The 19,016-nt window shown below is 40.8% G+C and carries 11 protein-coding genes; 9 read left to right on the forward strand and 2 right to left on the reverse strand.

Features of this window, described 5'->3' with window-relative positions; translation table 11 throughout:
• Nucleotides 1-11: 11 nt before the first annotated feature.
• The 5 genes from FXF36_RS09955 (at nt 12) to FXF36_RS09975 (ending at nt 10,334) form a co-directional block, all read left to right on the forward strand.
• Nucleotides 12-1,037: a LacI family DNA-binding transcriptional regulator gene (locus tag FXF36_RS09955; RefSeq protein ID WP_151623687.1), complete on the forward strand. Its 1,026-nt coding sequence runs from the start codon at nt 12-14 to the stop codon at nt 1,035-1,037.
• A 159-nt stretch (nt 1,038-1,196) separates the two neighbouring features.
• A complete protein-coding gene (locus FXF36_RS09960) occupies nt 1,197-4,772 on the forward strand; it encodes a carboxypeptidase regulatory-like domain-containing protein (RefSeq protein WP_151623689.1) in 3,576 nt (1,191 codons plus the stop codon).
• 141 nt (nt 4,773-4,913) lie between these two features.
• Entirely contained in the window at nt 4,914-6,608 is a 1,695-nt protein-coding gene (locus FXF36_RS09965) for a phospho-sugar mutase (protein ID WP_151623691.1), read from the forward strand.
• A 132-nt stretch (nt 6,609-6,740) separates the two neighbouring features.
• Nucleotides 6,741-9,557, forward strand: coding sequence for a glycoside hydrolase family 3 protein (locus FXF36_RS09970; RefSeq protein ID WP_151623693.1), 2,817 nt, complete (start codon nt 6,741-6,743; stop codon nt 9,555-9,557).
• 33 nt (nt 9,558-9,590) lie between these two features.
• Nucleotides 9,591-10,334: an alpha/beta hydrolase family protein gene (locus FXF36_RS09975; RefSeq protein ID WP_151623695.1), complete on the forward strand. Its 744-nt coding sequence runs from the start codon at nt 9,591-9,593 to the stop codon at nt 10,332-10,334.
• Nucleotides 10,335-10,720: 386 nt separating this feature from the next.
• Here the strand turns inward: FXF36_RS09975 and FXF36_RS09980 are convergent, their stop codons facing one another.
• Nucleotides 10,721-11,365, reverse strand: coding sequence for a type I phosphoribosyltransferase (locus tag FXF36_RS09980; RefSeq protein ID WP_151623697.1), 645 nt, complete (start codon nt 11,363-11,365; stop codon nt 10,721-10,723).
• Nucleotides 11,366-11,582: 217 nt separating this feature from the next.
• On the opposite strand from FXF36_RS09980, the gene FXF36_RS09985 reads away from it, so the two are divergent.
• Nucleotides 11,583-14,294 carry a GH36-type glycosyl hydrolase domain-containing protein gene (locus tag FXF36_RS09985; protein WP_151623698.1) on the forward strand — a complete coding sequence of 904 codons (2,712 nt, stop codon included), beginning with the start codon at nt 11,583-11,585 and terminating at the stop codon, nt 14,292-14,294.
• A 137-nt stretch (nt 14,295-14,431) separates the two neighbouring features.
• Here FXF36_RS09985 and FXF36_RS09990 read toward each other — a convergent pair whose 3' ends face one another.
• Nucleotides 14,432-15,196 carry a helix-turn-helix domain-containing protein gene (locus tag FXF36_RS09990; RefSeq protein ID WP_151623700.1) on the reverse strand — a complete coding sequence of 255 codons (765 nt, stop codon included), beginning with the start codon at nt 15,194-15,196 and terminating at the stop codon, nt 14,432-14,434.
• A 355-nt stretch (nt 15,197-15,551) separates the two neighbouring features.
• Between FXF36_RS09990 and FXF36_RS09995 the strand changes: the two genes are divergently transcribed.
• From FXF36_RS09995 to FXF36_RS10005, 3 genes are all read left to right on the forward strand, one after another.
• Nucleotides 15,552-16,961 (forward strand): carbohydrate ABC transporter substrate-binding protein, encoded by a 1,410-nt coding sequence (locus FXF36_RS09995; RefSeq protein ID WP_151623702.1) that lies wholly within the window; start codon nt 15,552-15,554, stop codon nt 16,959-16,961.
• Nucleotides 16,962-17,132: 171 nt separating this feature from the next.
• Entirely contained in the window at nt 17,133-18,083 is a 951-nt protein-coding gene (locus FXF36_RS10000) for a carbohydrate ABC transporter permease (protein ID WP_151623704.1), read from the forward strand.
• Nucleotides 18,084-18,932 carry a carbohydrate ABC transporter permease gene (locus FXF36_RS10005; RefSeq protein WP_151623706.1) on the forward strand — a complete coding sequence of 283 codons (849 nt, stop codon included), beginning with the start codon at nt 18,084-18,086 and terminating at the stop codon, nt 18,930-18,932.
• Nucleotides 18,933-19,016: the final 84 nt, after the last annotated feature.

The following is a 19,016-nucleotide window of genomic DNA, read 5'->3' on the forward strand; positions in this document are numbered from 1 at the left end:
AGAGGTGAAAAATGGCCACTTTAAAGGAGATATCTGAGTATACGGGCTTTTCTGTTACAACAGTATCCAGAGTACTTAGCGAGGATGAAACATTCAGCGTTTCTGAGGCGACCAGGTGCTCGATATTTGCTGCAGCTGAAAAGCTTAATTATAAATGTAAAGGCAATAAAACTATAAAACGGAAGAATTCTTCTAGAAGTTTTAAAGTTGGTATTGTGGAGATGGAATATGATTCTTTTCACCTTAAGGATTCATACTATATTTATATGAGAAATAGTGTGGAGTCTGCCTGCTTTAATCTTAAAATTGAAACAGTGCCTTTTAGATTTAACGCTGAATCAAACGAATATGAAAATATATCCGGTGATGTGGATGGAATAGTAGCAATTGGCCAATTTTCTGAAATACAGGTTAGGGCTATGGAACAATGGACGGAAAACATTGTATTTATTGATTCTTCACCTTCACCTGAAAAATACTTTTCAGTTGTTCCTAATTACGAAACTGGAATTCGTCAGGGATTAGATTATCTCTATGAAAATGGTCATAGAAATATAGCTTTTGCGGGGGTTAAGTATACCCTCGATTCAAAATTAGGGAAAATAACAGAGAGTAGAAGGGTGCTTTTTGATAACATTATAAAGGAATATCCAGATGTGATAGCAGCTCACATTGATACCCCAAGTGGTTCAAGCGGAACAGCTGAGGCGGTGTTAAAGCATTATGACGAAATTTTCATTGATAAAAATGTAACTGCAGTTTTTGCATTTAATGAGCCAACTGCTATTGGCGTATTGCGTGGATTGGAGAGTAAGGGAAAACGTGTCCCAGATGATATAAGTGTCCTAAGCTATAATGATACTGTTCTAGCGGTTATGACACAGCCACAGCTCACTGGAATTCATATTCCTATGACTGAAATGGCGAATGCGGCTGTATTCTTTTTGGATAGGAAGATGCGACAAGAGAGTGGTATACCGCTTAAAATATTAGTTCCTACGTCGATAACACATAGAGACAGCACAAAGGCCTTATAAATTTTTTATCCCGTTTCATTTAGTTAAAGTAAATGAAACGGGATTTTTACTACATTTGATTCTTTATTTTTAGTTAAAATGATAAATTGTAAAATTTTACTAAAATGGCTAATATTTTAGTAAAGGGATATTATTTTACTAAAAAGGGGGAATTTTAGAATGAAGAAAAAGATGGCTATTGCCATGATCATTGCAGCATCTATGGTTTTGGGACAACCATGCTACAATGAAGGAGTTGTTGTTAATGCAGCCGAAAGAACGTCGGTGAAAAGTCCTGATAAGTTTCTGAAAATCTCAAATGACACTTTTTTTAAGGATAAGGATGGAAATAATCTTTATTCTCAGGGAGGCGGCATTTTTGAATTTAATGGAACTTATTATTGGTATGGTGTGAAATATGCTGAGGCAGTGTCATATGCAGAAACCAGAACACCATCTTCAGTAAATAATTTTGTTGGAATCACCTGCTATTCTTCAAAAGATTTGGTTAATTGGACTGATGAGGGGTTGATTGCAACGCCTGAGGATGTATTTGATGCAGATGTGATGGAGGGACAGCCAGCTGCTTGGGTAGGCAGATTAGGTGTGACCAAATTGGACGATGGAACCTATGCACTGCTGGTACAGCATGAATGTGATGATGCAGACAATAGTATAGATAATGCGAATCGTGGAGATACAAATCCAGAGACAGATGGATGGAGTAAGCAGGTGTTGATTATGACATCTGATTCACCAACAGGTCATTTTAAATGGAACAATCGTATTAATATGAAAAGCTATATAGGAACTACAAATACAGGTGATCAGACTGTGTTTATAGATCCTGCAACAGGCAAAGGATACCTTTTATATTCCTATGGAAGCGGAAGAGGAAGAATGTATCTTTCACAAATTGTAAAGGGTGATGATGGACTTGTTACACTGACTGAATCAAGGATGATATATTCTGGTGCCGGTCGTGAAGGCAATTGCATGTTTGAATACAACGGAAAGTATTATGTTTGCGCTTCTGATTTATATGGTTGGAATGCTTCACACTGCTATTATCTTGTGTTGGATAGTTTAGATGATGAATATCTTCAGACTCGTCCAGTTACGAAAGATATGTATTTGATGAATGGTTGTTCAGATGATTATTGCCACGTAAGTCAGACTGGTTTTTTCTATAAGGTAAATGGAACAAAGCAGGATACCGTAATTTTCTGTGGTGATAGATGGTCAGATTTTGCAGATAATGGAGATGGATATAATGTGTGGTGTCCGCTTTCATTTGATGAGAATGGAATTCCTTATTTTAATTCTTTGAGTGATTGGAAATTAAACCCGAAAACAGGAGAATGGAAGACAGATAGCAATAATAATTTTGTAAAGAATGGTAGCTTTGACGCAGACAGAATATCAGTTACTGATTTCGTGGGCTGGAATGAGGAGATACTTAATGGCTCTGGTTCAATTACAAATACGAAGGACTGCGTCACTGGAAAATATGCGTTGCTCATGTCTGGAACAGGTGAGTATAAAGAAAAAATTTCCCAGAATATATCATCAGCAGGATTTGCACTGGATAATGGTTTGTATGATTTTTCAGCAAAGATAAAGAATACTGATGGTTTCAACGAATTGGCTCTGTATGCAATAAGTGGAGGTACTGAGTATGGCTTGGATATTACAGAAGTCAATGAAGAGTTTTCAGTTGTAACATTGAAAAATGTAGTTGTTGAAAACAATCAGGTAGAGCTTGGAATATATGCTGATGGAAATGGCGGTAAAGCTATAGTTGATGATTTGACCTTTATAAAAAGTGATGAGGAAAGCTACACTACAGGCACATTAAAAGGAAATATTTCAGGTGAGGATGAGACAATAGGTAAAAAAGTCGTTGTCAAGGCAAAGAGTGAAGACGGAAAGTACTATTCAAAAGAAGTTGCCATTACTTCAGGAGAGACACAATATGAAATAGCTCATTTGCCAGAAGGTACCTATGGTATTACTGTAGAGGGTGATGGAGTAGCAATAAAGATGGATGAAGAAAGCTCAAAGGATAATTCCATTGCTGATATTCATGCAGTAAATACAACAGGAAGCGTGAAAGGCCGTGTTGTCACAAAGACAGGATTACCATTAAGTGGAGTTGAAGTTACATTAAAAGGTAACGATGAAGAGCATACACAGACTACAAACGAAAGTGGTGAATATGAATTCAAAGATATCAAGCAGGGAAGTTATTCAATTGAATATTCTTTAAAGGAATATGCTGTGGCTAATGATGTTGAATCTGAAACAAAAGTGGCAGCTGGTTTTACCACTGTAAAAGCTGATACCAAGATGGGAAAAGTGCAGGGAAAAGTAGCTGGTTCTGTTGAAAATGGAAGTAATGCATTAATAATAGCAAAAGCAACAGATGGTTCTACGGATTATTACATTGCTAGGGCAGATGAAGACGGAGAATTTCAATTTGATAGTTTGCCGGGAGGTGAATATACCATCATGGCAACTACAACCCCAAATATGCAATACGATTCTGTTCCTGCTTGTGCTGGAAAAGTTAAGGTCTCTGGTTCAGAGAGCATTTATATTTCTCTAAGGATGGGTGATGACGTAACATCAAAAATCACTAATCCTACATTTGATGGAAAGAATCTCGATGGATGGGAGAACGGTGGTGATAAAGCTGGATATCGTAATGGAAAGAAAAACAGCCATGGAACCTATGATTTGGCTCCTTGGGCAAACGATGATTTTACGGTAGATACATATCAGACAATCAGTGATTTGGAAGATGGATATTATGTTCTTTCTTGCTACGCTCAAGCAGATTACACATCCAATGATTCCTTATATCTTTACGGTAGAAGTTCAGATGATACATCAAAGGTTGTTATACCAGCTGGTGCATCATCTTATGAGTTGATTGCATTAAAGGTTAAAGTGACAGATGGACAGCTTACTATTGGAATCGCTGGAAATATGTCAGCAGGCAAATGGGCTAACATTGATGATTTTCATTTAGGTTACTTAGGAAATGATATCGAGATAAATAAGGAAACCGTTGAAGAAGAAAGCGAGGAAATGTCTGAGGATTATGAGCCAACAACTCCTGCTTCGCCAGAAACACTAGAAGAATTTGTACTTGTAGGAACAAGTAGAGCAGTTGTTAAGAAAACTCAGTCTGAAGATAATAATAAGTCTGATGGTGGTACATCAAATGGACAAAAAGCTCAGGAGCCAAAACAGGATGAGCCAAAATCCGAGGAAAGCAAGAGTCAAGAAGGCAAAGTAGAACAAAAGCCTGAGCAGTCTAACGCTAGTGAAAGCAAGTCTTCCGGAACGCAGCAGTCTCAGCCAAGCACTAGTGCTAGTCAATCGGCACCAACAGTAAAAGAGGTTGTTCAGCCAACTGAGACAAAGCAGGTTGCAAATAATTCATCTGCGCAGACTAATTCAAATGTGAATAACAAGCAGCAGGTGAAAACAACAACTTCAGATAACAATAAGATTCCTGAGGTAAAGGACGAGGATGAACTGACAGCAGATCAGGAAGAAATTATTGATGATACTACAGAAGAAAAATTGGAAACAGTTATTGAAAATGAGCAGGTTCCAGCAGCTGCCGAAAGCGTAAATGAAAGTGAATCAAATGGAAGTGCATTACCAATTGTTCTTGGAATAATAGCAGCTATTGCTATAGCAAGCGGAGCGGGCGTTATTATTGTTAGAAGGAGATTATGGTAACTTTAAAATAACAACAAAAGGGCTAGATGAAAACAATTTAATAGTATGTTAGAATAGCATTAGGTGTGATTACACCTAGTGCTATTTTCTATTGTAAGTATTAATTAATGTTTACAGGAAATCAGAGGAGGAATAAATAATATGGACTACAAAGCAAGATATAACGAATGGCTAGAGAAGCTGGAGGATAATGATCCTCTCAAGGCAGAGCTACTTTCTATAAAGGATGACGATAAGGATATTGAGGATAGATTTTATCAGGATTTGGCATTTGGTACAGCAGGTCTTCGTGGTAAGGTTGGCGCTGGAACAAATCGCATGAACTTCTTTACAGTTGGCAAGGCTACACAGGGTGTTGCTGATTTCATCGTTTCAAAGGGCAAGGAGGCCTGCGAGAAGGGTGTTGTTATTGCACATGACCCACGTCATTTCTCAAAGGAATTCTCACAGCTTGCAGCTGGTATTTTTGCGGCAAACGGAATCAAGGTTTATTGCTTCCCAGATCTTCGCCCTACACCAGAGCTTGCATTTATGATTCGCCGTCTTGGTACAGTTTCTGGTATCAATATTACGGCCAGCCACAACCCAAAGGAGTACAATGGTTACAAGGCTTATTGGGATGATGGATGTCAGGTTTCTTCTGAAATCGCAGATGGCATGACAGAGTGCATCAATGCAGTTGATATGTGGACAGGCGTTAAGAAGTCTGATTTCGAAGAGGGCGTTAAGTCTGGCAAGATTATTGTTCTTGGAGAGGAGTACGACAGACAGTATCTTAACAAGATTGAGTCTCTTGCAATTCATGAGGGCGACGAGCTTGATCTTACAATTCCACTTGTATATACACCACTTAACGGCTGCGGTTCTATTCCATTCCGTCAGATGCTTAACGACAGAGGCTTCTCGAACTGGACAATCGTTCCAGAGCAGGAGAATCCAGACCCAGATTTCACAACAGTTGGTTATCCAAACCCAGAGGATCCAAAGGCATTCAAGCTTTCTGAGGAGTATGGTCGCAAGTTTGGCGCAGAGCTTCTTATGGCTACAGACCCAGATGCAGATCGTTTTGCAATCGAAATTCGCGATAGCGAGGGAAACTATGTACCTCTTAACGGAAACCAGACAGGATATCTTCTTGTAAACTATGTTCTCGAGGGGCACAAGGATGCTGGTACACTTCCTGCAAAGGGAGCTATGGTTAAGTCTATCGTTACATCTACACTTTCAACAATCATGGCTAAGGCTTATGGTGTGGAAATGTTTGAAACTCTTACAGGTTTCAAGAATATTTGTGGAAAAATCCCTTATCTTCACGATAACGGATATACGTATTTATTTGGCTATGAAGAGTCAGTTGGCTATGCAATTTGTGAGGATATCCGTGATAAGGACGGTATCTCAGCAGGTATGATGGTTGCCGAGGCAGCTGCATACTATCGCAAGCAGGGCAAGACTCTTTGGGATGTTCTTCAGGAGATTTATGCTAAGTATGGCTTCTTTGCAGAGGATGAGCCAAACATTATTCTTGAGGGAATTCCAGGTGCACAGCGCATCCAGCGTATGATGAAGTGGTTCCGTGAGAATATTCCAACAGAGGTTGCTGGTTCAAAGGTAGATAAGGTCATCGATTACATCAATGGCTATGACGATATTCCAGCTCAGAATGCAATCAGAATCTTCCTTCAGAATGGTTCTTGGTTTGCAATCAGACCATCAGGTACAGAGCCAAAGATTAAGTTCTACTTCTACTCAAATCAGAACAGCAGAGAGAAGGCTCTTGAGGTTAACGCTCAGATTAAAGAGGAAATCTTTGCTCTTATCAACTCTGTAGAGTAAGCTGTGACATTTGAATAAATTAAGTCATTTGTTTAAGTGAATATGATAAAAAAAGTGGGTATTTGATATAAATACTCACTTTTTTTCACTATAATTGATTATAATGAAATCTCTATGGAGGAATATATTTTTATGAGTTCAAAGATATTTGATGTTGAGAAATTTGCAGCAGTTGCCCGACGCGCAGTTGCTGAGGGAATAGTATTACTAAAGAATGATGATGGTGTATTGCCACTTGAAGCGGGTTCAAAAATCGCGCTTTTTGGTCGAAGCCAGTTCAATTATTACAAGAGTGGCACAGGCTCTGGTGGAATGGTAAATGCCAAGTATGTCATCGGTGTGCGTGAGGCACTTGAGGCTGATGAAAGGTTCACTCTTGATGAGGAGCTTAAGGCTATATATGATGAGTGGATTAAGGATAATCCATTTGATGCAGGCATAGGCTGGGCTTCAGAGCCTTGGTTCCAAAAGGAAATGCCAGTGACCTCTGAGCTTGCAAAGCAGGCAGCAGACTCTTCTGATGTGGCTGTTGTTCTCATTGGCCGTACAGCAGGAGAGGATCAGGATAATAGCAACTCTCAAGGAAGCTACCTTCTTACAGATGATGAGCACGAGATGCTTAAGAATGTTACAGCTGCTTTTGAGAAGGTGGTTGTTCTTCTTAACGTTGGTAACATTATCGATATGAAATGGGTTGAGAAATACAATCCATCAGCCGTACTTTATATTTGGCAGGGTGGTCAGGAAGGTGGCCTTGGAGCAGTTGATGTGCTTTCAGGTGATGTAAATCCTTCTGGACGTCTTACAGATACAGTTGCCCGTGACATTGAGGATTATTCTTCTACAGCCAATTTCGGTGGAAATAAGTACAACATCCAGCAGGAGGATATCTATGTTGGCTACAGATATTTCGAGACTTTTGCAAAGGATAAGGTTCTCTATCCATTTGGCTTCGGATTGTCTTATACTTCATTTAGCATAGTTCCTACTGCCTTCTATTATGGTGTTGAGGAAACAGAGTTTGAGGTTCAAGTTACAAACACTGGCTCGGTTAAAGGACAGCAGGTTGTTCAGGTTTATGTTTCAAAGCCACAGGGGGCTCTTGGAAATCCTGCTCGTGAGCTTGTTGGATTTGCAAAGACAAAGGAGCTTCAGCCAGGAGAGCAGGAGACTCTTAGTATCGTAATTACGAATTACCAGATTTCAAGCTATGATGATAGCGGTGTTACAGGACACAAGAGCGCATACGTGCTCCTTGAGGGTGAGTACAGCTTCTATATTGGTGAGAATGTTAGAGAAGCTACACTTGTGGCTAGCTTTGAGCAGGAGGAGCTTGAGGTTGTAGAGCAGCTCTCAGAGGCTATGGCACCTGTTGTAGAATTTGAGCGCATGAAGCCAATCGTAAATGGTGCAGGAGAGTTTGAAGTTTCTTATGAAAAGGCACCTGTTTCAACAGTTGATTCTAACGAGCTTCGCGTTGAGGCACTCAAGCCTGAAATCAAACAGACTGGCGACAAGGGAATCAAGCTTGCTGACGTTGATGCTGGCAAAGCATCTATGGATGATTTTATAGCACAACTTTCGGACGAGGATCTTTGCTGCATCGTAAGAGGTGAGGGCATGAGCTCACCTAAGGTTACACCTGGTTGTGGTGGCGCTTATGGCGGTGTGACAGATTCACTTCTAGAGAAGGGTATTCCAGTGTCATGCTGTACAGATGGACCTTCAGGAATTCGTATGGATTCAGGCAAGAGAGCCTTTGCAATGCCAAATGGAACCTGCCTTGCTTGTGCATGGAATCTTGATCTTACTGAGGAGCTTTATAACTGGGAAGGTCTTGAGCTTCGTAAGAATAAGGTAGATGTGCTTCTTGGACCTGGTATGAATATTCACAGAAACCCTCTTAACGGACGTAACTTTGAGTATTTCAGTGAGGACCCACTTGTGACTGGAAAGAATGCAGCTGCACAGCTTAAGGGAATGCACAAATACGGAGTTACAGGTACAATCAAGCATTTTGCACTTAACACACAGGAAACAGGACGTCACACAGTTGAGCATGTTGCTTCAGAGCGTGCTATCCGTGAGATTTATCTCAAGGGCTTTGAAATCACGGTTAAGGAAGCAGGCGCTCATGCAGTTATGACAACTTATGGTTCTGTAAATGGCTACTACACATCATCAAGCTACGATTTGGTTACTAGAATTCTCAGAAATGAGTGGGGCTTCAAGGGCATCGTAATGACTGACTGGTGGGCTAAGGGTGGCCGTTCTTACAAGGGCAACAACGCTGATATGGCATCAATTGTCCGCGCGCAGAACGACATTTACATGGTTACAAGCTCTGCAATTGATAATACAAACAAGGATAATCTTGAGGAGGAGCTTGCCGCAGGAACACTTTCAAGAGCAGAGCTTCAGACTTGTGCAAGAAATATCTGCCAGTTCATCATGGGAAAGCCAGTGTTTGCACGCCTCATTGAAAAAGGAAATGAGCTTGACCTTCAGCTTGCAGAGGAAGCTGACGATGATGAGCTTGAGTTTGATAAGATTATTGATCTTCGTATAGACGAAGATGGAGTTGCGGAAGTTGATTTGGCCGAAATCAAGACTTCTCGAAACAGCAACAATATTATTTCGGTTTCATTCAAGGAGAGAGGAGATTACAAGCTGGAGCTGACAGTACGTGCAGGCCAAAACCTCAGCGACCTTGCTCAGATTCCGCTTAGCATCTTCAAGGATAAGGATCTTCTGAAGATGGTTACTCTTACCGGAGAGGATAAGGATTGGCAGACAATTGAGGTACCACTTATTGGTTGTGCCATGACATTCTTCCTAAAGCTTTATTTTGCACAGGATGGAATGGAGATTAAGAACATCAGAATTTCCCTGACAAAATCAAGAGAGGAAGAGTTCAGGATGCTGTTTGCAAGAATGGGCGAAGAATAGAAAACCAAATTGTGAAAAAAGGGAGAAGCTAATATGGAAGAATTTTTTATTAACAGTGATGGGATTAAATTACACGCAAAGCTGGATAGGCCAGAAGGTGCTGGTAAGGGGCCGCTTTGCATTTTGATACATGGGTTTACGGGGCACATGGAGGAAGAGCATATTATTTTGGTTAAGGATGCAATGCTTAAGGCAAATGTGTCTGTACTTCGTGTTGAAATGTATGGTCATGGACAGAGTGAAGGAGAATTTGAAAAGCACACATTGTATAAGTGGGTGACAAATGCTCTTTCTGTTGTAGAGTATGCTAAGTCACTGGACTTTGTTACGGATTTGTATTTATGTGGTCACTCTCAGGGCGGTTTGCTTACAATGCTTGTGGGCGGAATGTGCGCTGATGATTTTAAAGCCATAATTCCTATGTCACCAGCATGGATGATTCCAGAAATATGTAGAGAGGGAATGGTTTTAGGCACAACTTTTGATGCTAAGCATATTCCAGATAGGATTTTTTCTGAGGATTGGGGCTGGGGCCTGAATGGAGATTATATCCGCGTGGCTCAGACTATTCATGTTGAGGATGAAATTGAGAGATATGACGGAGAAGTTTTGATTATCCATGGGGATGAGGATGCAACAGTTCCATTCTCGTACGCTGAGAAGGCTGAAAAGCTATATAAAAATGCAAAGCTTGTTCCAATTCATGGAGCCGATCATTGCTTCGAGGGACATTTGGATGAATTATCCGAGGCTGTGTATTCATTTTTCATGAATTAAAAACATCTTATAGCAAACACGAGATATTGAAAACTTTGATGTACTGCCTGTGTTATATCTTTGCGTATAGACAGTAAAATAAGTTGGCTTTTTACTACCTATATTATATGCTGCCTAATGGAAAGTAAAAATGGAGACTATTTTACTATCTGCTATGATGTTCACAATTGAGAGAGTAAAAATAGAATTGATTTTACTGCCTGTGTAGTTATTGAAATTTGGGAAAGTAAAAACACGAATAATTTTACTTTCTGTGGTTATGTTCACAGTTAAGAAAGTAAAAACAGTAGTATGATTACTACCAACAAAGAAAAAATCTGAATAGAGAAGTAAACTACAAAATAGGAGCCCCAGTTACTATTAACTGGGGCTCCTGGTTTCTATTATTATCGCAATTCTGAATATCCAAATGAATTTACGATGGCGTCAATCTTTACGCCCTGTTTACACAGTGGGCAGTCGTGAAGTGGATACGACTGGTAGTTAGGAATATCATCTTCTTTGAATACGGAGATAATATCGATGCCTGCAACATTGCGGACTGCAGAGAAGATAGCGCAGGCGCCACTAATTTCAGCACCATAATATTTTACGCATTCAGCCAAGCTCGCAACTGTTCGTCCAGTGGTGAGAGAACCGAAGAGCAAAAGCACGTGCTTGTCGCGAACAGCCATCTGCATGTTATCGCGGAAGATGCTCTGACCTGTGGAGGTAAGCTCTGGTGAAGTAACGTAGATTGTTTTGTGCTGATTGTAATTTGCTACACCAGCTTTTGTCAGCTCCTGAGCTAAGAAGGTTCCGATAACCTCCATGTCGTCGGCACATACGATTGTGTCAACAGGAGTCTGAACTGAGTAGTGCATAGCAAGAAGCTGTGCCACGCCCTGAGCCTCGTTGCAACGGGTTTTCATTGTGCCGATTTCCATATAGTTTGTGATATGGGAATGGTTGGTTGCAAAGTGACCAGGAATAATTTTCAGCGCAACCTCAGAATTAAGTGGTGCAGGAATCTTTGTATAATCTTTTAGCATAATAACCCCCTTTGTTATTAAAACCAAATAATATTCACTAGTACCTTCCTCATAGAAGTAGTATATCACAACTCATTATAATAAAAATGTGTATTTTTTGTTATGAGTATATGAATATGACTTTTTTGAAACGAATATGATAACCAAAAATCATACACTGGGTCTATAATATATTCAACCTAGAGAAAACCTAATTCAAATCAGAAAGGGAATTTCAATGTATAAGAATATAACTTCAGGTAAATACGAATTTTTAGATGATAAAGGAAGCTTTAGAATCAGCAAGGCTGAGGATACAAGCTATCTATATTTCCCAGTTGCTTCAGAGAAGGGATTGAAGTGCTCGGTTACACCTAATTTGGGTGGCGATGCTATGGTCAATCAGGAGACCTTCCTTTTGGAGCCAGTCAGTGTAGAAAATCTCCACAACAATAAAAATGGCCGTAACTTCTGGCTGTACATGGACAACGGTGATGTATGGTCAGCTGTTGGCACTTCTGCAGAGCAGGAGAGTAAGAAATTCACAATGGAGCAGGATGAGAGTCTTGTGTCCGCAGGATTCATGTGGCATACAGCTACAAGAACCTCTAACCAGTATGGTGTAATGGCTGAAATCACCTCCTTTGTGCCGGTAGACTTGAACGCTGAAGTCATGTCGGTGACCATTAAAAACATTTCAGCTGAAGCAAAGGTTGTTGCCCCTATCGCAGCAATTCCAGTTTTTGGACGTTCTGCGGATAACCTTCGCGACCATCGTAATGTCACATCGATGCTCCATCGAATTTCTACTATAGAAGAGGGCGTTCTTGTTAAGCCAACTATGTCTTTTGACGAAAAGGGACACAGACTTAACAATAATACATATTTTGTTTTGGGTTTCGATGAAAATGGCGGCAAGCCAGAATCATTCTTCCCAACAGTCGAGTCATTCATCGGCGAGGGAGGAAGCTTCTCAAAGCCAAGAAGCGTTTACAGACAGGAAAAGGGAGTTTCTGCTGGAGAGAAGTTTGACGGTGTTGAGGCAGTTGGCGGATTAAAATTCGCAAAGACGAATTTGGCACCAGGTGAGAGCGTTTCCTACACAGTTTTAATCGGTGTTACAGACGATGAAGCAGAAATTAAGGCTGTTGCTGAAAGACTTAGCACTAAATCAGCAGTTGATGCTGAACTTGAAAATACAAAGAAGTATTGGACAAACAAGGTAAATGTTGATGTCCATACAGGAAATAAAGAGTTCGACGAATTCATGGAATGGGTTGCATTCCAGCCATTCCTTCGTAGAGTTTACGGATGTTCATTCCTTCCATATCATGATTACGGAAGAGGCGGCAGAGGTTGGAGAGACCTTTGGCAGGATTGTCTGGCACTTCTTTTCATGGAGCCAGATGATGTAAGAAAGATGCTTGTTGCAAACTTCGGTGGTGTCCGCATGGATGGAACCAACGCAACAATCATTGGCGATGGCCTAGGCAACTTCATCGCTGATAGAAATGGCATTGCGAGAGTTTGGATGGATCACGCTTATTGGCCACTGAAGACACTTCTCCTTTACATCCATCAGTCAGGCGATTATGAAATCCTGAAGGAAAAGGTTCCATATTTCAAGGATTCAATCGTTCACAGAGGAAATCTTGTGGACAAGAGCTTTGAGACAAAGGGTAATTATCAGTATGCTGAGGATGGTGAGGTTTACAAGGGCTCAATCATTGAGCATTTACTTGTTCAAAACCTTTGTGCTTTTTACGAGGTGGGCGAGCACAACACACTTAGGCTTCGCGGAGCTGATTGGAATGATGCTCTTGATATGGCTTCAAAAAATGGTGAGTCGGTAGCATTTTCTTATGCATACGCAGGAAGCCTCAAGGAGCTTTCAATGCTCATTAAGCAGTTCTCAGTGAGCCTTGGAATCGACACTATTTCCATTGCTTCAGAACTTAACACACTTTTGGATTCATACGTACAGCTTTACGATTCAGTAAGCCAGAAGAAGGAGCTTCTTGAAAAATATTGCAAGCTTGTTGAAGGAAACATTTCAGGAAAGCAGACAGCAATTCCAGTTTCAACACTTGTTACAAAGCTTATGGAGATGTCAGATTGGTTCACAAACCATTTGAATTCTCAGGAGTGGATTTCAGGCGAGAAGAATCAGGGCTGGTTCAACAGCTATTACGATGACAGCTGCCGCAGAGTTGAGTGCTTCGATGCAGATGATGCAAAGACACGCATGATGCTTACTGGCCAGGTATTTGCAATCATGGGAAATGTTGCAACAGATGAACAGGTTAAGAGCATCGCAGAGGCTGCCGACAGATATCTTTACAAAGAGGCCATCGGTGGATACAGACTTAACACTAACTTCAACGAGGTCAAGATGGACTTTGGAAGAATGTTTGGATTTGCCTACGGCGAAAAGGAAAATGGTGCGGTATTCTCACACATGGCTGTAATGTATGCCAACGCATTGTATCATAGAGGTTTTGCGAAGGAAGGCCATAAGGCACTTAAGGCATTATCTGATGCTTCAATGAACTTCAATGTCAGCCACATGTATCCAGGAATTCCTGAGTACTTCGATGCAAAGGGCCGTGGCAAATATCCATACCTTACTGGCGCTGCATCTTGGTATTTGCTCACTATGATTACTGAGGTGTTTGGTGTGAAGGGTGAAGCGGGAAATCTTGTGATTGAACCAGCTCTTATGAAAGAGCAGTTCGATGAGGAAGGCAAAGCAAGCATCGCCCTCAACTTCGCAGGCAAGCGCTTTACTATCGTATTTACGAATTCATCAAATTCCGAGGTGGGAGAGTATTCTATAAAGAATGCAACACTAAACGGCAAAGAAATCGCACTCGATGGCGCGCGCGTCGTAATCGCAAGAGAAATAATTGAAACTTTAGATGATAGTAACGAAATAAACGTAGAATTTTAGATGAGCTGGTAGGCATCAAGCCTTGACTGTAGCTATCAAGCTCTGATATTTCTCAAGCGAGACATGTAGTCGAGCGGAGAAATTATCAGGCTTGTAAGCGTAACAGGCAAAAGGCTTGTAGCCGTAACCAGCGGAGCTTAGGATTCAAAGTTCATAATGTCTTTTTCAGTCCCTTTCCAATGAGTACCGTAGAATTTCTCGCGGTACTTTTTTGGTGTCAGCCCAGTTTCTTTCTGGAACAACTGACAGAAATGACTCTGTGAAGTAAACGAAAAATAATTCGCAATCTCTACTAATGAATAATCACTGTAGCGAAGAAGATTTTTTGAGGCTTCAAGTTTTGCTGTTCTGATGTAGTCACTGGTAGAAACGCCAAGCTCATCCTTGAAAAGTCTTGAAATGTAGCTGGCTGAGTTGCTGGTATATTCCGCCAGGTCCTTTACAGTGATGCGTTCCTTCAAATGAGAATAGATGTAATTCATACATTCAGTCATTGGTCTTGAAAGACCTGCGTTCTGGCGAATGATTTTCATTTTTCCAGTGTAGTCTGTGACCATGCGGTCATGGAGCTGCTCCATCTTTTCTATAGTATTAATATCATCCAGACTCTGGATATAATAATCTGAAAGTCGATAAGACTTTTCCATTTCCATTCCATTATCAACACAAAGACGGGAGATAATTGCCACCGAAACAACAAAATGATATTTCAGGTTCTGCAGTGGATCCTTGGACAGTTGTCCAACACCCGCCTGATTCAAAAACTCATGCTTCTCGCAGTTCTCCCTGATTGCATCAACATCCCCCTTCGCAACCTGCTGATAAAACAACAGCTCAGCATTCTGGTGTCTGTGGACAATCTCGTCGTCTTCGTCAATCGCGTAATTCTTTAATCTGTTCATTATGGTACCTCTATAAATCTAAATGAGCTGGTAGGCTGCAAGCTCTGAGGTCTCTGGATGAGGCATTTAGCCGAAATATGATCCCAAAAGGATGATTGCTTTAGCAATCAACTTTTGTGGTCTAGTAAGCTTTAGCTTACATCTAGAAAGAGACTCTCAGGCTTGTAAGCGTAACAGCCATAAAGGCTTGTAGCCGTAACCAGCGGAGTTAAATTGATAAAAGAATAGCACGATTTTGTTATTTTAGCAACGAATTTGATATAGAGAAAAACCCTGAAATATTAATATAGTAAACGTTTAAGGGAGATATAAATATATCTCGAAAATGTTAGATTTCTTAAGGAGGAAAAAGGTAATGAAAAAGAGAGTAGTTAGTCTCATGCTTGCCCTTTCTATGGTAGCAGGACTTACAGCTTGCGGGGGAGACGCAGCAAACTCATCTTCAGACAGCGCAGCTTCTGCGGAGAGCAGCGCTTACGTAGCAGAAGGCGAGGAAGGAAAGGTTATCAACATCTATTGCTGGAACGACGAGTTTAGAACAAGAGTTGAGGCTGTTTATGACAAGGTTGATCACACATCAGATGATGGTACAATCACATACCTTACAGACGGCACAGAGATTCATTGGACAGTAAACCCTAACCAGGATGGTGTATATCAGTCAAAGCTTGACGAGGCACTTTTGAACCAGGGTTCAGCAGCTGATGATGACAAGGTTGATATGTTCCTTTCAGAGACAGATTATGTTGTTAAGTATACTGATGCAGCAGCTGATGTAGCAATTCCACTTACAGACCTTGGTATTGACCCAGCTACAGATTTAGCTGATCAGTATGATTTCACAAAGACAGTAGCTTCTGACGCTAATGGCGTACAGAGAGGCTCTACATGGCAGGCTTGCCCATGTCTTTTCGTTTATCGTCGTGATATTGCACAGGATGCATTTGGAACAGATGATCCAGATGAGATTCACGCAAAGGTTGCTGATTGGGCAACAATGAAGGCATCAGGCGAGGAGCTTAAGGCAAAGGGTTACTACACACTTGCAGGTTATGCAGATACATTCCGTGCTTATGGCAACAGCATTTCAAAGCCATGGGTTGAGGAAGGTTCAACAGAGATTAACGTAGATCCACAGATCATCAACTGGATTAACGATTCTAAGGAATGGCTCGATGCTGGTCTTCTTGACAAGAACATCAAGGGTCAGTGGACAGATGACTGGAACAAGTCAATGGGTTCAGAGTCAAAGGTATTTGGTTTCTTACTTCCAGCATGGGGTATCGATTTCGTCCTTAATCCAAACTGGGATGGCGAAGCAGGCGCTTGGGCTGTAACAGATGGTCCTCAGGCATTCAACTGGGGTGGTTCTTTCGTTCACGGTTGCGCTGGTACAGATAACCCAGAGCACGTTAAGGAAATCATCCTTGCTGTAACAGCAAACAAGGATAACCTTATGAAGATTACAAAGGATTATCTTGATTTCACAAACACACAGTCAGGCATGAAGGAGATTGCAGAGGATGAGACATTCTCAGCGGAGTTCCTTGGTGGTGAGAACCCATTCAAGTACTTCCAGCCAGCAGCTGCTTCAATTTCTATGACAACACTTTCACCATATGATCAGGGTTGCGTAGAGCTTATCCAGAGCTCATTTGGTGACTACTTCCAGGGTCAGGTTGACTACGACACAGCTAAGGCTAACTTCGAAAAGGCTATCATGGAGAGATATCCAGATATCACAGCTGTGAACTGGCCTGAGTAATAACGTAGTTAAGATAATAGACAAACTGGTAGAATATCAGGCTTAAGTGAACTGGTAGGCAGCAAGCTCTGATATTTCTCAAGCGAGACATGTAGTCGAGCAGAGAAATCATCAGGCTTGTAGCCGTAACCAGTGGACTTTAGTCTGTAATCAGTGTATTAAGGAGATAAAATTATGAAAAAATCAAAGAGTATAAGCCGCGCAAAGTATGGCTATTTCTTTATACTTCCATTCTTCGTGACTTATTTCATTTTTTCATTGATACCACTTTTGGACACGATCAGGTATAGCTTTTTTGAATACTACCGCTCAGGTCTTCGTATCGTAGGACCTAATTTCGTGGGATTTGATAACTATATCAATGTAATGGGTAAGGACTTCTTCCAGTACATGGGAAACACCTTCATCCTTTGGATTATTGGATTTATTCCACAGATTGTTATCGCACTTTTACTTGCCTCATGGTTTGTAGATGTTCGACTTAAAATCCGTTGTGAACAGTTCTTCAAGGTGGTGATATATTTACCAAATCTAATTATGGCATCAGCTTTCGCAATGCTGTTCTTCACCCTGTTTTCAACTTCAGGTCCAGTAAACAATATCCTTCAGAGTATTGGTATTGTAAGTGGTCCAATTGATTTCATGGGAACCCCACTTGGAACACGACTTCTCATTGCATTGATGAATTTCCTTATGTGGTTTGGTAACACAACAATTATGCTTATGGCGGCAATCATGGGAATCAGCCCTGACATTTTCGAGGCTGCTTCAATCGATGGCTGTACCCCTAGACAGTCATTCTTCCACATCACTTTGCCACTTATTAAGCCAATCCTAACATACTCACTTATCACATCACTTATTGGTGGTTTACAGATGTTCGACGTACCACAGATTTTGACAAACGGCCAGGGAAATCCAAACCGTACAAGCTACACACTTATCATGTGGCTGAACAACTTGCTTCGTGCACCAGATTATGGACGTGCAGGTGCATTGTCAGTTTATCTGTTCATCGTCAGTGGTATTCTTTGCCTCGTTGTTTATAAGATGATTAACAATGATGATGAGGAGAAGAGAATTAAGAAATTACAGAAAGCAGAAAAGAGGAAGGTGAAGTAAATGGCAAGAAAAGATTTTAGTGGTATAGCAAGAAGCTTCATTGCACATTTTGTATTAATCGTTCTTGCGTTTATGTGTTTATTCTTCTTCTATATTTTGATTATTAATTCGACCTGCTCACATGCTGAGCTCCAGAAGGGCTTCTCAGCATTGCCAAAGAGCAATTTTGTTACAAACTTTAAGAACGTTGCAAATGATGGTACATTCCCAATGAGAAGAGGAATCGTAAACAGTATCATCGTATCCAGCTTGTGTGCTGCAATCTGTACATATTTCTCAGCTCTTACAGCTTATGGACTTTATGTATATGATTTCAAGCTCAAGAAGGTGGCTTTCACATTTATCATGATTATCCTTGTAATGCCTACACAGGTTACCGCGCTTGGTTTCCTTCGTCTTGTTACAAATATGGGATTATATGATACTTTGATTCCACTTATCTTGCCAGCTATTGCAAGTCCGGCTGTATTCTATTTCATGTACAGCTACCTTCAGTCAAACCTTCAGCTTTCACTTGTTGAGGCTGCAAGAATTGACGGTTGTGGTGAGTTTATTACCTTCAACAGAATCATCTTCCCAATTATGAAGCCAGCGGTTGCTGTTCAGGCAATCTTCACCTTCGTAGGTTCATGGAATAACTACTTCGTTCCAGCCCTTGTGCTTCAGTCAAAGGAAAAGTCAACAGTGCCAATTCTGATTGCTACTCTTCGTGGTGCTGATTACATGAACTTTGATATGGGCAAGATTTACATGATGATTACAGTGGCTATTGTGCCAATCATAATTGCATATCTCTTCCTTTCTAAATTTATTATCGCCGGTGTTGCACTTGGTGGTGTAAAGGAATAAACGAGAAGCTCACCTGATTTTTTGTCAGGTGGGCTATTTTGTTATTTGTAAAACTATTCACATGAGGTTTATAGGGCAAATATA

The organism is Pseudobutyrivibrio xylanivorans (assembly GCF_008935055.1).
In the GTDB taxonomy this organism is placed as follows: domain Bacteria; phylum Bacillota; class Clostridia; order Lachnospirales; family Lachnospiraceae; genus Pseudobutyrivibrio; species Pseudobutyrivibrio xylanivorans_A.